14 protein-coding genes are annotated in these 18861 nt (G+C 47.5%); 7 read left to right on the forward strand and 7 right to left on the reverse strand.

Going from position 1 to position 18861, the window contains the following annotated elements; all coding sequences use genetic code 11:
* Positions 1-40 precede the first annotated feature (40 nt).
* The 4 genes from aepY to BUA83_RS07555 are packed head-to-tail and all read right to left on the reverse strand — an operon-like array spanning position 41 to position 4571.
* On the reverse strand, positions 41-1162 hold the full coding sequence (aepY, locus tag BUA83_RS07540) for a phosphonopyruvate decarboxylase (RefSeq protein WP_072935625.1): 1122 nt from the start codon (positions 1160-1162) through the stop codon (positions 41-43).
* A gap of 14 nt (positions 1163-1176) precedes the next feature.
* Positions 1177-2472, reverse strand: coding sequence for a phosphoenolpyruvate mutase (gene aepX / locus BUA83_RS07545; RefSeq protein WP_072935626.1), 1296 nt, complete (start codon positions 2470-2472; stop codon positions 1177-1179).
* 12 nt (positions 2473-2484) lie between these two features.
* A complete protein-coding gene (locus tag BUA83_RS07550) occupies positions 2485-3618 on the reverse strand; it encodes a 2-aminoethylphosphonate aminotransferase (protein WP_072935627.1) in 1134 nt (377 codons plus the stop codon).
* 53 nt (positions 3619-3671) lie between these two features.
* The gene (locus tag BUA83_RS07555; RefSeq protein WP_234988298.1) at positions 3672-4571 is read right to left on the reverse strand and encodes a MarR family transcriptional regulator; all 900 of its coding nucleotides are present in this window, start codon (positions 4569-4571) and stop codon (positions 3672-3674) included.
* Between the two features lie 305 nt (positions 4572-4876).
* Between BUA83_RS07555 and BUA83_RS07560 the strand changes: the two genes are divergently transcribed.
* Both BUA83_RS07560 and BUA83_RS07565 read left to right on the forward strand, forming a co-directional pair.
* Entirely contained in the window at positions 4877-5602 is a 726-nt protein-coding gene (locus tag BUA83_RS07560) for a CPBP family intramembrane glutamic endopeptidase (protein ID WP_094756531.1), read from the forward strand.
* Positions 5599-6843 carry a CDP-glycerol glycerophosphotransferase family protein gene (locus BUA83_RS07565; RefSeq protein ID WP_072935630.1) on the forward strand — a complete coding sequence of 415 codons (1245 nt, stop codon included), beginning with the start codon at positions 5599-5601 and terminating at the stop codon, positions 6841-6843. The genes BUA83_RS07560 and BUA83_RS07565 overlap by 4 nt, the downstream gene beginning before the upstream one ends.
* Positions 6844-6931: 88 nt before the next feature.
* On the opposite strand, the gene BUA83_RS07570 is transcribed toward BUA83_RS07565, so the two are convergent.
* Positions 6932-8212 (reverse strand): NAD(P)/FAD-dependent oxidoreductase, encoded by a 1281-nt coding sequence (locus tag BUA83_RS07570; protein ID WP_072935631.1) that lies wholly within the window; start codon positions 8210-8212, stop codon positions 6932-6934.
* Between the two features lie 158 nt (positions 8213-8370).
* Here BUA83_RS07570 and metG point away from each other — a divergent pair, with 158 nt between their 5' ends.
* The 4 genes from metG (at position 8371) to BUA83_RS07590 (ending at position 15279) form a co-directional block, all read left to right on the forward strand.
* Complete coding sequence (gene metG / locus BUA83_RS07575; protein WP_072935632.1) at positions 8371-10299, forward strand: methionine--tRNA ligase; 1929 nt, start codon at positions 8371-8373, stop codon at positions 10297-10299.
* Positions 10299-11081: a TatD family hydrolase gene (locus BUA83_RS07580; protein ID WP_072935633.1), complete on the forward strand. Its 783-nt coding sequence runs from the start codon at positions 10299-10301 to the stop codon at positions 11079-11081. Before metG ends, BUA83_RS07580 begins: the two co-directional genes overlap by 1 nt.
* Positions 11082-11387: 306 nt before the next feature.
* Positions 11388-12197 (forward strand): G5 and 3D domain-containing protein, encoded by an 810-nt coding sequence (locus tag BUA83_RS07585; protein ID WP_072935634.1) that lies wholly within the window; start codon positions 11388-11390, stop codon positions 12195-12197.
* A 151-nt stretch (positions 12198-12348) separates the two neighbouring features.
* Positions 12349-15279 (forward strand): EAL domain-containing protein, encoded by a 2931-nt coding sequence (locus tag BUA83_RS07590; RefSeq protein WP_072935635.1) that lies wholly within the window; start codon positions 12349-12351, stop codon positions 15277-15279.
* A gap of 89 nt (positions 15280-15368) precedes the next feature.
* Here BUA83_RS07590 and BUA83_RS07595 read toward each other — a convergent pair whose 3' ends face one another.
* Positions 15369-15785 carry a hypothetical protein gene (locus tag BUA83_RS07595; protein ID WP_072935636.1) on the reverse strand — a complete coding sequence of 139 codons (417 nt, stop codon included), beginning with the start codon at positions 15783-15785 and terminating at the stop codon, positions 15369-15371.
* A 218-nt stretch (positions 15786-16003) separates the two neighbouring features.
* On the opposite strand from BUA83_RS07595, the gene brnQ reads away from it, so the two are divergent.
* On the forward strand, positions 16004-17362 hold the full coding sequence (gene brnQ / locus BUA83_RS07600; protein WP_072935717.1) for a branched-chain amino acid transport system II carrier protein: 1359 nt from the start codon (positions 16004-16006) through the stop codon (positions 17360-17362).
* A 61-nt stretch (positions 17363-17423) separates the two neighbouring features.
* On the opposite strand, the gene BUA83_RS07605 is transcribed toward brnQ, so the two are convergent.
* A complete protein-coding gene (locus BUA83_RS07605) occupies positions 17424-18587 on the reverse strand; it encodes an HD-GYP domain-containing protein (protein ID WP_072935637.1) in 1164 nt (387 codons plus the stop codon).
* Positions 18588-18861 lie beyond the last annotated feature (274 nt).

An 18861-nucleotide genomic window follows, 5' to 3' on the forward strand; every position in this document is an offset into this window, starting at 1 on the left:
CAATAAGAGTGGCTGAGTTCTTTGCATGTGACAGAGCTGATTACAATGTTTTCAAATATTCCATAAAGTTCTGCTTGTTTTCAAGGGCAGTTGTCGTCGGACGGCCGAGGTCTTCTCTGGCTCCAAGAGAGCACTTGACTTCAATCAAACTTAATTCATCCCTGCTTTTAGCTTCAGCAAGCGCTCTGTCGAGAGCTTCAAATGTATCAACACTCACCGCATTCGGGTATCCGCAGGCTGAGGCGATTTGGACGAGGTCGATGGAAGAGGCTACGGTAGGCATACCTCCAACGGTCTCATGTGCACCGTTGTTAATTATTACATGTATAAGATTATTAGGTTTGTTTGTTCCTATGACTGCCATTGCTCCCATGTGCATGAGCACAGCGCCGTCGCCATCCAGACACCAGATTTTTTGTTTTGGCTTGTTGATTGCTATTCCGAGGGCGATAGAGCTGGAATGCCCCATAGACCCTACAGTCAGAAAATCATATTTGTGACTCTGCCCATTGGCAACGCGGGTCTCAAAGAGCTCTCTGGAAGCCTTTCCGGTCGTACTGATAATTAAATCTTCTCCCGACACCTTTACGATGTGCTGAATAATTTCTTCGCGCACCATCTTATTGTCGTTTTTGTACTCAATTTTTGGGGCATCAGTCAAAGCCCCCTTACGGATTACAAACGCAACATCCTTGCCTTTTGAGAGGATTGAACGGAACTCTTCCATTTTAGCAGAAAGCTCTTTTTCTGTGGTTTCTTTTCCGATTACAAAGGAAGCAATATCCATATCCTCAAGGAGTTTAACGGTAACCTCACCCTGATAAATATGCTGTGGTTCATCATGAAGTCCGGGTTCACCGCGCCATCCGATAATGAACACTAAAGGAATAGCATAAACCCTGTCGTTGAGAAGGGAAGCTGCCGGGTTTATGATATTGCCCTCACCTGAATTTTGCATATAAACAACGGGGATTTTCCCCGTTGCCAGGTGATACCCCGCTGCCAGAGCCGCGCAGTTGCCCTCATTTGCGGCGATAACGTGATGCTTAGGGTCAATGCCGTATTTTGACATCAGATAATTGCACAGCGCTTTAAGCTGTGAGTCAGGTACACCTGTATAAAAATCTGAGCCGATTATCTCTGCCAGTCTTTCTACATTCATCTTCAAAGTCCTCCTTACAGTTCATCAATCAGTGTGATGATCTGCTTGATTGGCATGAGTCTGTCATCTACTTCTTTGGCTCTGTGATATTTCAGAATATCCTCGGCCGTTTTCTGCATTGCAGGGAATGCGGCTCTTGTTAGCTGATTTGCATATATTACGATATTTACACCGTGTGAAGCGAGTTCATCCTCAGTAATGATGTTAAAGCTGCTCGGGACAACCACAATAGGAGTAACCGTATCTACTTCCCTGAATTTATCGCAAAACTCAAGAATTTCAGCAGGGTCCTTCTTGCGGCTGTGAATCATTATTCCGTCGGCACCTGCTTTTACAAACGCAAATGCTCTTTCCAGCGCATCCTCCATGCCTTTTTCAAGAATGAGGCTTTCTATTCTTGCGATAATCATGAAGTCATCGGTAAGCTGAGCTTTTTTGCCGGCGGCAATCTTTGCGCTCATTTCTTCAATGGTAGCCTGGGTTTGCTTGACTTCAGTACCGAAGAGGGAGTTTTTCTTGAGCCCCTTTTTATCCTCGATAATGATAGCAGAAACACCCATCCGCTCCAGACTTCTTACCGTATATACAAAATGTTCCGTAAGTCCGCCCGTATCTCCGTCAAATATGATTGGCTTGGTTGTAACCTCCATGATATCGTCTATTGTTCTGAATCTGCTGGTCATATCAACAAGCTCGATATCCGGTTTTCCCTTTGCGGTGCTGTCGCAGAGGCTGGATATCCACATGGCATCAAACTGGTCAAGCTTTCCCTCGTTCTCTACCACCGTTTTTTCGACAATCAGTCCCGTAATACCACTGTGAGCTTCCATAACTTTAACGATAGGGGTCATGGAAATCAGCTGACGAAGCCTTTTACGTCTGTATTCCGGCATAGCGAGCTTTTCACGCAGCTGCATGTCAATTTTTTTGACCTTGTCGTTGTATGTATACGGAATATCGATGACTTCTCCGCCGTAGGCAGAAAGCAGCTCTTCTACATGGTCACGAATTGCTTTTTCGGGCCCGGTTTTCCAGTTGTCCCCATGTATGACGTAATCAGGCTGTATAAGAGTGATTACATCGTCATACATCATTTCATTCTGGATAACTACTTCTTCAACTCCATCAATAGACCTGTAGAGCTTAAGACGCTCTTCCTGGCTTATTGTCGGGAATTTGTTATAGCGGATAAGAGTCTCATCAGAAAGGCAGCCTACAATTACCTTTCCTCTCTTGTGTGCTTCTTCGATAATGTTTAGGTGACCTTCGTGGATTACGTCGGTACAGAAACAGGTATAAACTGTTTTCATATGGATTCTCCTTTACTTTTTGTAGTTTACCGGGGTTTGGACGCCCGTTGTTTTCAGTGCTTCTTTGAACACCACAAAGAAGTCTTTTATGTCAGCTTCATCAATCGCGCCAAGAGCGCATAATCTGAATGTGTTGGTTGCACTTATTTTGCCGGGGTATATGGTAAAGCCTCTATCGTAGCAGTAGTCATGCACCTTTTCAAATGACCAGTTCGGGTCATCCGGATAAATGGCCGTTGACACTAATCCTGTTCTCCACTCCGGTTTGATAACCTGTTTGAACCCCAGCTCGTCAAGCCCGGCATTTATTGCGTTAAATACTCTTGTGTGCCTTGCCCATTTAGCTTCTTCCCCTTCGGCCCAGTATTCCTTTAGCGCCTGTATAGCTGCGTAAATGGTTTGAACAGGGGGAGTGAAATGCATCTCTCCGGTACGCTCGAAGAAATCATACTGCATATAAAGATTGCAATAGTAAGAGCGTTTCGGATAATCTTTGCTGGCTTCGATGATGCTGCGATTGCCTACAATAAAGCTCAAGCCCGTGAAGGCCATCAGCCCCTTCTGGGCAGAAGCCATGCAGAAGTCAATGTTGTCCTCTTCAATATTGATTGGCCTCATTGCATAGGTCGAGGTCGTATCTACGGTGAAAATTGCACCGTACTTGTGTACCAACGCGCCTATCTCACGAATTGGGTTCAGAAGCCCGGTCCCTGTTTCATTGTGAGTAGTGTGAACTAATCCTATGTTCGGGTTTTTCTTCAGAACATCCTCAATCTGGCCTAAATCAGGTATCTGATCTACAGGGAAATTTAGGTCAATATGTGGAAGTCCGTAATACTGGCAAATTTCAACGGCTCGGGTAGAATATGCACCGTTATTTATTACCAGAACCTTTTTCCCTTCAGGAAGAAGACTGTTGATTACCACATCAATATTGATTGTACCTGAACCGCAGAACAATACGCTTGTGTATCGTTCAAGACTGCCGTGAACTATTTTGACTAAATCCTCACGGAGCCCTTTCATTAACCCGCCAAAGTCTTTTTCGCGAGGGCAGATATCAGGGACCACCTGGGCGTATTTGACTGTATCTGTCGTGGTAGAGGGCCCGGGGTTGAGCAGAACATTTCTTTTTATAGAGTCCATAACTATACCTCTTTTGTTCAAATTATGCCTATTATCTATATGAGTTTGAACGCTTACACGTCATAGGTCTTGTCAATTGCTTTTAATTCGCTAAAGGTGTCAATCTCCACTATATCTTCGTCATGGCACTCACGAACCTCAACTGCATAACGCTCTTTCTTATATACAAGGGGAACCTGTTCCCAGTATCTTTCTTTGCCACCGGGAGAAGCGTAAATGTCAGCTATATCCTGTGACAGCTTGTGACCATCAGCTTCGTCCCAGTAGCTTATGCCTACCATCTGCCATATGTCGTCGCCTTCACCGCCGACCTTTTCTTCGACGATTACACCGTCACTGACCTTGAAGCACCAGTCATCGGAGCGCTCCTTTTTGATTGCGAGGAAGTCGGAAGTGTAGTGATATTTCTTTATAATCGCAGGATTTGAGAGAAGCAGGTCGGCTTCAAACACGTAGGAGTTTGACAGCATGTAACGGGCGACCAATGAAGAGCTTATGTTGTTTGCCTCGTTATACATAGGATTCTCAAGAAATTTTATCATCGGATATTTGTAGAGAAGCTGATCGAACTGCTCCGCCAGGTATCCTCGTACGATATAAATTTCGTTGATGCCGGACTGAAGACATGCGTCAATCAGATGGTCTATTATGCGTACGCCATGAACTCTTACAAGTGGTTTTGGCGTGTTAAAAGTTATTGGAATAAGACGTGATCCGAAGCCGGCAGCTATGAATATAGCACGTTTCGCGCGGTATGGTTCCAACGCAGTAAATCCAGCGTTGGTAATGCCGGAGCGTTCTATATAGCCGAGCTCAGTCAATTCCTTCATGACACGGTTTACTGTACCCAGGCTGTGCCCAGTCTGTTCCTCTAATTGCCGTTGAGTCAGAGCCTTTTGGTTTGTTGCCAAAGCCTCAAGTATATCAAATTGTTTCCTAGTCAGCTTCATCATTTTCCTCCTTTGAAAAATTAAACGATTAGAAAATGTCGTCAGATAAAATGGAATGAACCAATTACTATAACTGCATAAATTAATTATAGTATGATATGTTCATTTTGCAAATTTTTTTCTGCTCAAAAGGAACAATATATATATTCTTAAAACATTGGTCTATGTTTTTTGCTAAAATTGTGCTAATGCTTGTATAATATAGTAAGATGATTATTGTGTCTTTTGTATAAAACAGGCTCTGATGACGATTTTGCGAAGAGATGAATATTGTGATAATTGTTATTGATTTATGAGATGAAGCTGCTATGATGTTTTTTATCTTGGTTTTAGGATACAACATTCTTTTTTATTTAGGTGAATATTGCTCGGCAAATGCAGAAAATCATCTCCTTTCGGCTGCTTTTTTGCTGGTTTTTTTAACAATTGTTATCCAGTTTATAAGACGCACAGGCGCGCTTACCTGTTCATTTGACCGAAAAAGCGAAAAAGATCTGCCTTTCACTGCCTGGATAATACCAGGACTTTTTGGCTTATGGAGTATTGTGCAGACAGTAAAGTCATTGTATTACGGAGCGGAAGTGTATCCAATAGATACGGTAATTGGTACGCTTCTGTTAGTCACTGCGTCGGCTGTGTATGAAGAATTGCTCTTCCGTGGGTTTATTTTTGAATATTTGCTTCCGCATGGCTATTCGTGCGCGTTGTGGGGGGCGGATATTCTGTTTGCTGCAGCACATATGTTTAACAGTCAGTTCGGGAGTTTTTGTTATGATTTTGTAATACAGATTTTAATTGCGTTGTGCTTTGGATATTTCTTTTCAGTATTTGTTTTCATGACTAAAAGTTTGTTCCCTGCAATCTGCATGCATATTTGGATTAACGCAGTTTCACCATATAACTATCTGCAGGAAGCACCTCGTTTTGATGAATATGATTTGTTGGTTTATGTAGTTTTGGCCGTTATCTGTTTATGTTATAGTAATAGAATATACAGACAGCAAAAAGAAGGTATGGTGAGAATAATCAGATGAGGTTATATATTGATCCCGGAACAGGGAGTATGTTATTTACGATACTGGTCGGATTGATTGGAGCGGCGGTCTTTTCTATCCGCATGTTTTGGGTAAAGGTTCGGTTCTTTTTTAGTGGTGGTAAAAAGGTTAAAATGGATGGAGCCAGGATACCTCTTGTTATTTTTTCAGATGATAAGCGTTATTGGAGTATTTTTGAACCCATCTGCCGCGAACTGAATCATCGCGGACAGGAGGTTGTTTACATGACTGCGTCAGCGGATGATCCTGCACTGAATACTGAGTATGAGTATGTTAAAGCAGAATTTATAGGGGAAGGTAACCGTGCTTTTGCAAAATTGAATTTTTTACAGGCGGACATTGTATTGTCTACAACCCCTGGGCTTGATGTATATCAGTGGAGAAGATCTCCGGAAGTGCATTATTATGTTCATATACTGCATATGCCAAATGATGCGACACTGTATCGTATGTTTGGTCTCGACTATTATGACGCGGTTCTTCTGTCCGGAGATTTTCAGGTACAGCAAATCAGGGAATTGGAAAAGCTCAGAGAGCTGCCACCAAAAGAACTAGTAAAAGTTGGCATCCCTTATATGGATGAGATGAAAAAAAGACTAATTTCAGCTCCGATTTTAGCTGAACATGAACGTACTGTGCTTTTGGCGCCTTCATGGGGCCCGGAAGCCATCTTTTCTAAAATTGGAGATGAAATTCTAAAAATTCTTCTTTCTACGGGCTGGCATATAATCGTGCGTCCACATCCGCAATCCTTTACTTCGGAAAAAGAGCTGATGGATAATCTTATGGAGGAATATCCGCCATCTGAGCAGCTGGAGTGGAATCGTGATAACGACAACTTTGAGGTGTTGAGGCGATCAGATATTCTGATATCGGATTTTTCCGGGGTTATCTTCGATTTTACAATGATTTACAATAAACCTGTTATTTACACTGCAGGCGAGCTTGATACAAGTGTTTATGATGCATGGTGGCTTGATACTCCTGTATGGACTACAACGGTTCTTCCAAAATTAGGTCGGGAGCTGAGCAAAGAAAATTTAAATAATTTAAAGGAAATTATTGAGTCGTGCCTGACGGATGATTTGTATTCGAAAGGCCGTGATGAAGTTAGGAAAGAAGCGTGGGCATACCCCGATGAGGGCGCAGTTCGTGTTGTTGATTATTTGACTGAGCTGCAAAAGCGTTTACTGGAGTCGGGAAATGACAATGTTTTATAGCGTCCATGAAATAAAAAGAGGTTCATTGACTTTGACGAGTCAGTGAACCTCTTTTTTATATGCGTTATTGCTATGCTTTACGTTATTGTTACTGCAGATTTTTAGCCTCATCACGTTCTCTGGTCAGGCATGCGGGGCGGGTACTGAACAGTGTGTTTAGCAGCCATTTATACAGTACGATGAAGTTAGTTGTCCAGCCTGCCAGGCGGATTACGTGGACGGCGAGCCATGCGGCCCAGGCGAAGAATCCGTCCATGGTCATGCTGCCCTTTGCCATGACTCCTGCGAAGCGGCCGACCATTGCCATTGAGCCCAGGTCGTGGCTTACAAAGGTTTTCTGTGGTTCTCCTTCGATTTGGCACATGATGTTATGTGCCGCGCAGGCAGCCTCCTGCATGGCGTAAGGAGCTATGGTGGCGAGGGGCGGTTCGCCGGATTTTTCTATGAAGTGCGCGCAGTCGCCTATGACGTAGACCTCGGGAAGCTCAGGTACGGATAAGTCTCTTCCTACGATTATGCGTCCATCGCCGGCCTGCTTTGCGCCAAGCTCTTTGCAGACATCCACAGCCTGTACGCCGCTGGCCCATATGAGAGTGTATGCTTTGACGGTTTCACCATTTTTGAATGTTACAGTTTCGCCGTCGTAATTCGAAACGGCGGTATTAAGCCGCACATCTACGCCCTTTTTTCTGAGGCTTTTGGCAGCAGATTCACGAAGCTTCATCGGCATCATCATGAGAAGGCTGTCCGTCATTTCGATGAGCTTCACATCGGCCTTTTTCAGGTCGAGGCGTGGATAGTCGCGCGGCAGTGTGTTGTGTAGAAGCTCTGCGATGGCGCCTGCTTCTTCGACGCCTGTCGGACCTCCGCCGACTACGATAAATGTCAAAAGCGCCTGCCTTTTTTCTTCGTCTGTTTCATGAGCCGCGCTTTCTATGCAGCGCATGATATGGTCGCGGATGGCGGCAGACTCGCTCAGGGTTTTCATCGGAAAGGAATGCTCTTCTATATCCTTCATACCGAAATAGCGTGTAGTAGAACCCAACGCGACAATGAGATAGTCGTAGGATATATCCCCGGTGTCCGTGAATACCGTTTTATTTGCCGTATCAAAGCCTGTTACGCAGCCAAGATGAAAATCTGCGTTTGACTGAGAACGGAAGAACTGACGAACCGGCAGCGCAATTTCACTTTCCTCCAGGATACCTGTGGAAAGCTGGTAAAGAAGCGGCGCAAAAAACTGATAATTATTTTGGTCAACTACCGTCACATCGACAGGCTCTCCTGCAAAGCACTGCGCGGCCTTTACTCCGCCCATTCCTGCCCCGAGTATGACGACGTGAGGACGCGCGTTTGATTTCTCGTTCATGGAAGCATCCACCCCCTGTTTAATCTAATAATTACATTATAGCATAACATGCCAGTCAGTATTTTCCCTTGGCAAAACTTGATTCAAAGCATTATAATATAGTCTAACAATTTTTTGCACCGTTTCCATTCGATGGTGCGATTTGGAGGGGTAAACCAATGGAAAAAAAGAACTTTTATATAACGACGCCGATTTATTATCCGAGCGCCAAGCTTCATATCGGTCATGCGTACTGCACGACCATTGCGGACTCGATTGCCCGTTTCAAGCGCTTCGCAGGCTATGACGTGTTTTTCCTCACAGGAAGTGACGAGCACGGACAGAAGATTCAGCAGAAGGCAGAGGAAGCAGGAGTTACGCCTATCGAGTATGTAGACAACATCGTTGCAGGCTTTCAGAACCTCTGGAAGCGCCTCAATATCTCCAATGATGATTTCATCCGCACGACGCAGGAGCGCCATATAAAGGTTGTTCAGGAAATTTTCCGCCGCATCTATGCTAAGGGCGATATCTACAAGGGTGCATACAAGGGCCTTTACTGCACGCCCTGCGAAAGCTACTGGACAGAGCACCAGCTTGATGAAAACGGCTGCTGCCCGGACTGTGGACGGCCGGTGCAGGAGGTCGAGGAGGAAGCGTACTTCTTCAAGATGTCAAACTACGCAGACCGCGTGCTTAAATATATTGAAGACAATCCTGAATTCATCCAGCCTGTATCCAGACGCAACGAGATGATCAACTTCATCAAGCAGGGCCTTGACGACCTCTGCATTTCCCGTACGTCCTTTGACTGGGGAATCCCTGTCCCGACTGACGACAAGCATGTCATCTATGTCTGGTTCGATGCGCTGACGAACTACATCACGCCAATCGGATTTTTGGACGACCCTGAAAAATTCGCGAAATTCTGGCCTGCAGACCTCCATCTCGTGGGCAAGGAAATCGTCCGTTTCCACTCCATCATCTGGCCCTGCATCCTGATGGCACTTGACCTGCCGCTGCCGAAGAAGGTATACGGACACGGCTGGCTTATCGTGGATGGCGACAAGATGTCAAAATCCAAGGGAAATGTTGTAGACCCGAATCTTTTGATAGACGAGTTCGGCCCCGATGCCATCCGTTATTTCCTGCTTCGTGAAATAACCCTCGGACAGGACGGCAACTTCTCCCGTGACGCTCTTATCGAGCGCATAAATGCTGACCTTGCCAATGACCTTGGCAATCTTCTGCACCGCACGCTGAACATGATTACGAAATTCCAGAACGGAGTAATCGAGCCTGCGACAACGGAAAGCGATATTGACAAATCCCTCATTGCTGACGCGGAGCGAACGGTTAAGAGCTTCGAGGAAGGCATGGAGGCTATGCAGCTCAGCCCTGTTATCAAAACAGTATGGGCATTTATAGGACGCGCAAATAAATACATCGACGAGACGGCCCCCTGGGCACTTGCTAAGGATCCGTCGAAAAAGGCAGAGCTTGCTTCCGTCATGTACAATCTCGCAGAGAGCCTCCGCGTTATCAGCGGCCTTATCTCTCCGTTCATGCCGGCCACTGCACCGAAGGTGTGGAAGCAGCTTGGCTTTACGGAGGATTTCTCTACCCTTACCCTTGAAGACATCAAGACCTGGGGCAAAACTACAGCAGGGCAGCATATCGGCGAGGCAGAGCAGCTTTTCCCACGTATCGAGATTGAAAAGGAAGCTGAGGAAAAGCCTGCGAAGCAGGAAAAACAGAAAAACGCAAAGAAAAAGGACGAGCCCAAGGACGGAGAAATCTCTATTGACGATTTCAAAAAGGTGGAGCTCCGCGTGGCGAAGGTCATCTCAGCAGAGCCTGTACCGAAGGCAGATAAGCTTTTGAAGCTTACTGTAGACCTGGGCACTGAGCAGCGCGAGGTGGTATCCGGAATCGCGAAAAACTACACGCCTGATGAACTCGTTGGCAAGACCGTCATTCTCGTGGCAAATCTCAAGGCTGCAAAAATCCGCGGCGTCGTATCCCACGGCATGATTCTTGCCGCGTCGGCAGGGGACGACCTGAAGCTTTTGACAGTAGATATGCCTGCGGGCACAGAGGTACACTGATGGAGCTTATTGATACACACGCCCATATAGACGGTGAGGAATACGCTGAGGACAGGAAAGAAATGCTGGCCCGCGCGAAGGCCGCAGGGGTTGTACAGGTAATTGATTTCGGTGACTCAATGGAGTCCTCGGAGCGCGCCTTTGCACTGGCGGAGGCAGAGGAAATGGTGTTCGCGGGAGTCGGAGTACATCCTGAGGAAGCATTTCCCATGACTGACGCGGATGATGAGCGCCTTGCCGACTGGACGAAATCAAAAAAAGTAGTCGCCATCGGCGAAATCGGACTTGATTATTACTGGGAAAAGGACCGGGAAAAGCGCGAGGTGCAGCGAAAGGCCTTCATACGCCAGCTGTCCCTTGCACGCGCTCTTGACCTTCCTGTGTGCATCCATGACCGCGAGGCCCATGGAGATATGATGTCACTGCTGAAAACAGAAGGACGGAAGAACAGGGGAGTCATTCACTGCTTTTCAGGCAGTCTGGAAATGGCAGTGGAGCTTTTGAAGCTGGGCTGGTATCTCGGAATTGACGGCCCGATTACCTACAAGAACGCGGCGAAGGCTCCGGAGATTATCCGAAGGCTTCCTGCCGACAGGATTCTTGTGGAAACCGACAGTCCGTATCTTTCTCCGCAGCCCTACCGCGGAAAAAGAAATGAGCCTGCATACGTCAGGGCAACGGCAGAATTTGCGGCAATGCTCCGTGGAGAAGACGCGGAAGCATTTGCTCTGCAGACAACAAAAAATGCGCGTGAGCTTTATGGCATACCTGAGAGTGTATAAGGGCTCCGAAAGCCTCTATAAGACTAGACTCACAGAAAAATGAAAAAGTGGTGAAAGCATATCAGATTAATGCTCTCACCACTTTTTAATTCCCATTTTTCAGCCAAAAATCAGACCTAAGTGGGAGACTGGAGCTTGCGGAATTTGACTCATAGATATATCAATGGTATAATAAACATGTCCGATGTCCCCGTCATGTGCAGAGAAGCATGATGGGTTGTTTTTTGGAACATGGCTTTTTCCAGAGAGATCGACGGAGAGCACCACTCTCCCGGCTGCCATCTTCCGCTCGTGAGGAGGAATTGGATGAATGTTTTACAAAAATGGTTTTCCCATGGTCGGGATGCCCGCGTACTTCTGTGCGTCGGTATTCTGATCGCAGCTGTTTTAACGGCGGGCTTTGCCAGCGTGAAGCACATTACCATTATTGCAGACGGTAAGACGCGTCATCTGACAACGACATATGTAAGACCGGACCGCGTTCTGCAGGAAGCGGGAGTACATGTGAACGAGAAAGACGAGGTCACTATGACGACGAAGCACGTTGAGGATGGGACAGAGATCCGCGTTCATCGTGCCGTGCTTGTGACGATAGAGCAGGGCGATAAAGCCCGTATCGTTCGCACTGCAAAGCAGAATGTCGGGGATGTGCTCCGGCAGCACGGATACGACCTGACAAAGGTCATGCCGGTGGTTGGGGAAGAAACCCCGATTACACAGGATATGAATATCCGACTTGTTACACCCGAGGAGATTGAAGCCCAGCGCAAGGCTGAGCTGGCGCGCATGGAAGAGCAGCGCCGATATATTGATACATCGCGCGGACGTATGCGTTATAAGTCCATGATGGTAATGGAAGCAAGCGCATATCTGCCTACCGATGGAGGCGGAGCCGGTATTACGGCTACGGGTGTAAGGGCCGGCCACGGTATAGCCGCGGTTGACCCGGATGTTATTCCTCTCGGCACACGGCTCTATATCCCGGGCTATGGCGTTGCTGTAGCTGCTGATACAGGCGGTATGATCGAGGGAGATATGATTGACCTCTGCATGGAGGATTACGGCTCGGCAATTGAATTCGGACGCCGCGACGTAAAGGTTTATGTACTTGACTAAAAAAGAGCTGCCTTCGGGCAGCTTTTTTTGCATTATGCAGTCAAATTGTGTAATATATAGGATAATGAAAAAGTTGTCAATAATGAAACAATTTATCTTTATTTAATGATTCAGATTACAGGGAGTTTGTTCCGGAAGGATCGGGGAATGTATGAGAGAGCACGAAGCAGTGAACAAGTCCATGGGCGCTGCCTTGGCAAATGAGTTTGTAAGGAAGTTTTATGCAGAGGGAAACATAGCCGGGGCCATGGAGCAGGCAAGCGAAAACATCGTTGCCTTCGGGACGCAGTCGATGAAGTACGCTGTCGGTAAAAAGGAAGTACAGCAGTGTCTGCAGGAGGAGCATGCGCTCGTTGCGCCCTGCAGACTTTTCCGCACGAAGCTGAAGGAATATCCGCAGGACGACATGTGCGCGGTCATGGGGTCTGTTATTCTGAGGACTACATCGGAATACTCTACGATACTCCATCAGATAACGCTGATGTATCAAAGGGAGAAGGACGACTACCGCCTGACCGGTATCCATCTTGTGAGGAACCTGCATCATGAGGGAACCTATCGCATGATATGCTCCAACATGCTGTCGGGGCTCATGGAGAAAAGACATTCACATCACAAATCACCGGAAAGCAATATCCTTTCCTCCCATGTCCATTCCGCCTTTGTGACATTCCGCATGTCGGATGAGCGCCCCATGACGTTTTACAGCGATGAGCTTTGGTCTATGCTGGGATATATATCCGGGGATAAATTTATCCGTGAAACAGGCGAAAAACTTACGGAACTGATTGTGGAGGATTTCAGGGAGGATGTCCTGCAGTCAATGAGACGTCAGCTGACCTATAAGGATGTGTATCAGGTCGAGTACCCGATGCGTGGAGCTGACGGGCGGACAACATGGATTGTGGAATGCGGCAGGAGATTTGAACGTCCTGACGGGCGTCAGGCGTATAACGGAATCCTTCTCGATATCACACCGCTGAAGCAGGCGAGTGAGACACTTGCCTATCAGGTATCCTACGACGAGCTTACGGGACTCTACAATAAGACAGCATTCTGCCAAAAGGCGCAGGAGCTTCTTGAGACACTGCCTGACAGGAATTTTGAAATAATGTGCCTTGATATAGAACGGTTCAAGGTAATAAACGACCTTTTCGGAGAAGATGTCGGTGACAGGATTCTTCGCTATTTTGCCGCGTTTTTCAGGGAAATGAAGCTGGAATCCGGCGTTTACGCCCGCATTCATTCTGACCGTTTCATAATGTTCTACCCGTCGGAGGGACGGAACAGGGAGCGCTTCATCAAATCCCTGAAGCTCCTTGCCTCAAGCTTTACTCTGGGCTACCGTGTCATGCTGCGCTTCGGCGTATATGTGATAGATGACAGAACCATCCCCGTCAGCATGATGTGTGACAGGGCGACTCTCGCGCTTATGAAGGCGAAGAGAGGCGGTATTCTCGACTGCGAGGAATACGATGAAACAATGCGTCATTACATTATGACGGAGCAGAGCATCGTAAATGACATGATGGAAGCACTGCAGAGGGGTGAATTCAAAGTATATCTGCAGCCGAAGTACGACGCGGCAACGGAACGCGTGGTAGGAGCGGAGGCGCTTGTGCGCTGGATTCATCCTGTGCGCGGTGAAATATCTCCGGCCGAGTTCATCCCTGTATTCGAGCATAACGGCTTTATCCTCAAGCTTGACCAGTTCGTGTGGGAGGAAACCTGCCGCCTGCTGAGGAAATGGATTAACGAGGACAGGAATCCGCCGCCGGTATCGGTAAACGTGTCCCGTGTTGACTTTTACAGCACGCAGCTTGTAAATATCATCGAAAAGCTGGTGCAGAAGTATCATCTGCCCAGAGAGCTTCTGGAGCTTGAAATCACTGAGAGCGCGTATACCGACAACCCGCAGCAGATTGTCCGTGTTGTAAAGGAGCTGCAGCAGAGGGGCTACAAAATCCTCATGGACGACTTCGGAAGCGGCTATTCATCACTGAACATGCTCAAGGCTCTTCCTGTTGACGTGCTGAAGCTTGATTTGAAATTCCTCGATGACAAAAATGAAACAGGCCGCGGAGGCAATATACTGAACTCCGTTGTACGTATGGCAAAATGGATGCATCTTCCTGTTGTTGTTGAGGGTGTGGAGACCCGTCAGCAGGTGGATTTCCTGCGTACAATAGGCTGCGATTACATCCAGGGATATTATTTCTCACGTCCGATTCCTGTGGAGGATTACGAGCACCTTCTGGCACAGCGCACCTTCGTTCCGATTCTTGGAAAGGAATCGCAGTGGCTTGACGCCCAAGACCTCAAGGAGCTTCTGAACCCCAGCCGTTCCTTCAACCTGCTCTTTAACAGCATGATAGGCGGAGTAGGTCTTTACGAGATGATGACAGGAGGAAGTATAGAGCTTCTCCGCGCAAACGACGGATTTTTCCGGCTGATGCAGTCCTCGAAGGAGGATATTGACCGGATAGACATGCTTTCCTATATCATGGATGAGGACAGAAAAAAGATTCTCCGTGCCATCCGTGAATCGGGTGACCGCAAAAAGCTCACCGAGTGTATAGTGCGGCGGAGACTCCCCGATGGAACATTTTTATGGCTCAGAGCAAGGGTAAGCTCACTCTTTACCGATGAAAGCAGACGTCTTTTCTTCATCGGATGGGACGATGTATCCTCACAGTACAACCTGCCTCTGCAGCTGCAGGCGATGACGGACCAGTTCCAGAACGGAATAGTAATGTCGCAGCTGATAAACGGCGAGCTGTATCTGAACTATGCAAACCGCTGGATGCTGGAGCTTGACGGACTTGACCCTGATTCCAGAAGAGGACAGGGACTTGTGCCGATGACGAATATAATGGACAAGGAACTGGTGGAAAAATTCAAGGAAGCAATACTGAAGCACGTGGAAAGCGGAAGCGGCGTTCCCTTGGCTATCGAGTATCCCTTCGAGGCATCGGACGGCACTACCAGAAGACTCAGATGCTATCTCAACGCTGCAAAGACCTCGGAGAATCATTACAGCGTACTCGCCAGCGTCCACGACATAACGAACGAAACAAAATAAAAGGAGCTGTGAAAAAAGCAGCAAGAATGCCTTCTCCTTTAGGGGGAGGGGGACCGCGTTAGCGGTGGAGGAGGTGCACCCCGAAGTTACTAATTTTTTTCAAACGACAGAGAGGTATGCTCCACTTCAGCCTGATGAATGAGGAGCTTCAGCCTCTCTATATTTTTTTTGTGAAGAATCACCGCGTACTCAATCCGCTTCTTTTCCTCAGGCGAAAACTCCCCTGTATCATAAGAATGCTGTATGCGGGCAAGCCGCGCCTCAACATCCTTCAGCTCGTCCGTCAAAAGCTTGCTGTCACCCATGGCAAGCCCATAGACGGCACGCATATTGTCGCGTACCTGGTCGGCGTAGCCTGCCTCGGAGGATTTCTTCTCAAGATAGCGGGCAATATGATATATGATATCAAACGGATTCTCAGCGCTGTGAATCATGCCGAGAATATCCATCTTTATAATCTGATCCTCACCATGAGGTTTCGTGATATCCTGTTCTTTTTCTGACATAAAATAAATTCATCTCTTTCTTTTTCATTTGTTTACTTTACAGTATAGCAGTTCACCTTTAAATATGCTATAATGAACCACATGATTTGAAAACTGTACCCGTTTTCGTGCTCAGGACGCCGGAGAACGAAATAAGAGGGGCAGAATACGGAATGTACGCATCGCCCGTCCATAAAGGATGTCAGGCGTTTATGCGTGCGCGGGAATGGAGTTTTTTTATGAAGCAAATGTCAAAAACCGAGATCGTTTCCGTCGGTCTCATGATGTTCTCAATCTTTTTCGGAGCAGGAAATCTGATTTTTCCGCCGGCCCTTGGACAGTCCGCCGGAGAAAACCTTTTGCCTGCTATGGGTGGATTCCTTCTGACGGGAATCGGCCTTCCACTTCTCGGTATAGTCGCTATAGCGCTTGCCGGAGGCGATTACGTTTCGTTCATGGGAAACCGCGTTTCGAAGAAATTCGCAGGCATTATATTGGGCCTGCTGTACCTGACCATAGGGCCGCTTTTTGCGGTTCCGCGTACAGGCGCTGTGTCCTTTGAAATCGGCATCCGTCCTTTCCTCGAATGGGAACAGGTCACAATGGGACAGGGCATCTACACGGCGGTATTTTTCCTGTTGACCTTCTGGCTGGCACTGAACCCCAGCAAGCTTGTTGACCGCGTTGGAAAGACACTGACACCGGCACTGCTTTTGTTCCTGGTTGTTCTCTTCGTGAAGACCTTCGCGTCTCCACTCGGCCCTATCATGGAGCCACAAGGAATATATCAGACAGTACCCTTTGCCCAGGGCTTCCAGAACGGCTACCTTACCATGGACCTTTTGGCATCTCTCGCAGTAGGAACGATTGTTGTTCAGGCGATTAAGGCACGGGGAGTGACTGAGACACACGCGGTAGGACGCATCTGCTTCGTCAGCGGACTTATCGCGGTCGTGCTCATGAGCCTTGTATATCTTTCCCTCAGCTATCTCGGCGCTACCAGCGCTGCACGTCTCGGCATCGCCGAGAACGGTGCCGTTATCCTTTCGAAGGCGGCACAGGTTCTTTTCGGTACGGTAGGACAGAGCATCCTTGCGGCAATCATCGCGCTGGCATGCCTTACGACGAGCTGCGGAATGGTATCTGCCTTTGCGTCCCATTTCTATAAGGCCCTGGGGCACCGCGTTTCCTACGGACGTCTTGTGCTATATGCATCGGTTTTCGGATTTGCCGCATCGAACATCGGACTCACGGAGCTTATCCGCGTATCGGTTCCGTTCCTTGTTGCGCTTTATCCTGTTATTATTGTACTCGTTCTTTTGACGATGGTCGACCGTTTCTTTGGCGGAAGCCCGATGGTATACCGCGGAAGCCTTCTCCTGACTACGATATTCGGCATTGTCAGCGGACTCAAGACAGCAGGTATTGATACATCCTTTGTGGATGACATCTTTGCTCACTATCTGCCACTCTATGATGCAAACCTCGGCTGGATTCTCCCGGCACTTCTGGGTGCTGCCGCAGGAGGTATTCTCGCGGCGGTTCATCATCACGGAGCCGCGGTAGAGGAAAATGCCGCTCAGAAAATCGAATCGTAACGATAATAAATAGAAAAAATGCTGTGCGCTTCGGCGCACAGCATTTTTGCTTAATAACTTATTATTCAATGCGGGGCTTCGGGTCCGCTTTTTTATTTTCCTGAAGGAAGAATGCCGGGTCAATCTGCATGCGGTACATGAGAGGAAGCAAATCCGTGTCCTCCACGACATGGATAATCGCATCCGGAGGACAATCCTCAAGATTTACATCATACGGCCTTGGCAGAACATTCGCCTGCTTGTTGGCGAAAACACAGATTGTCGGGGTGAGAGTCTTTCCGAACTCCGTCGAGCGCACAATAGCATAGCCCATTGTCGTTTTCAATACCGTTCCCACAGGATACACAGCTACATTATTGAAGAAAAGCTCCAGAAGGCCCATGTCGAACTGCCCCACAGAGCAGCGCGACATAATTTTATAAGCGATATGCGGCTTGTACGCAGGCTTGTACGGACGGCGGCTGGTGAGCGCATCGTATACATCGGCGATAGCGACCATACGAGAATACTTGTGCATTTTGCTGCCGGGAAGATGATTCGGGTATCCGCGGCCGTCCATGTGCTCGTGATGCTGGGAAGCAATGATGGATAGAATAGAAGCAGAGGGAATGTTCAGCCTCCTGAGCTTCTCCCTGCCTATCTCCGGATGCATCTGTATAACACTGAACTCAGTCTGTGTGAGACTGCCGGGCTTTGTGAGAATCTCCACAGGGACGGCAATCTTTCCGATGTCATGCAGAAGACTGCCGAGAACGAGGTCCAAAAGATTCTGCTTCGTCAGATGGCACAGAGAGCCGAGCATTGCAGATAGAATCGCGACGTTGACACTGTGGGCGAAGGTATAATCATCATGGGTGCGGATATCCGTAAGCTGCACCAGATTTCTGCGGTTGGAAAGTACATCCACAAGCAGCTGCTCCGATGTCCCCTCCAAGGGCCCGATGTTCAGCTCTCCCGACTTCTCAAGAGCTTCAAAAGTATCATAGACACGATGAATAGCCGTTGTACGGGTTTTTTCTTCCACGATATCCTTTGGCGGAGGGAGATTAATTCCGGGAGCAACAGAAGTAACAGAAAGCGTGGATATCCCCAGCTTCCTGAGCTTATCAATATAAAAATCGTTCATGACGGAGCCGCGTGTCAGATAACTGGCGCCTGACTTGTTGTACACGCTCTGCGCCGTCACCATACCGGGGCGAAGTCTTTTGACCGGAATTTTGATCATGGGATTTCACCTGCTTGTTGAAAAATGTACTAAAAATTTTGAAATGCAATACTATTTTACCATATTATTTACAATTTTACATTTAGAAAATAGAATAAAACAGCTTTAAGAAAATACTCTTTTCTTGCCTTCCCCTTCAGGGGTGTCAATATGCCAGTGGCATATTGGCTGTGGCGAGCTTGCGAGACGGAGGAGGTGCACCCCCAATTACCTGCTATCTTCGCAAACATCCCAACTTTTTCTGCTGACGTATTTCTTATATTATGTTAAAATA

Source organism: Schwartzia succinivorans DSM 10502 (assembly GCF_900129225.1).
GTDB lineage: Bacteria > Bacillota > Negativicutes > Selenomonadales > Selenomonadaceae > Schwartzia > Schwartzia succinivorans.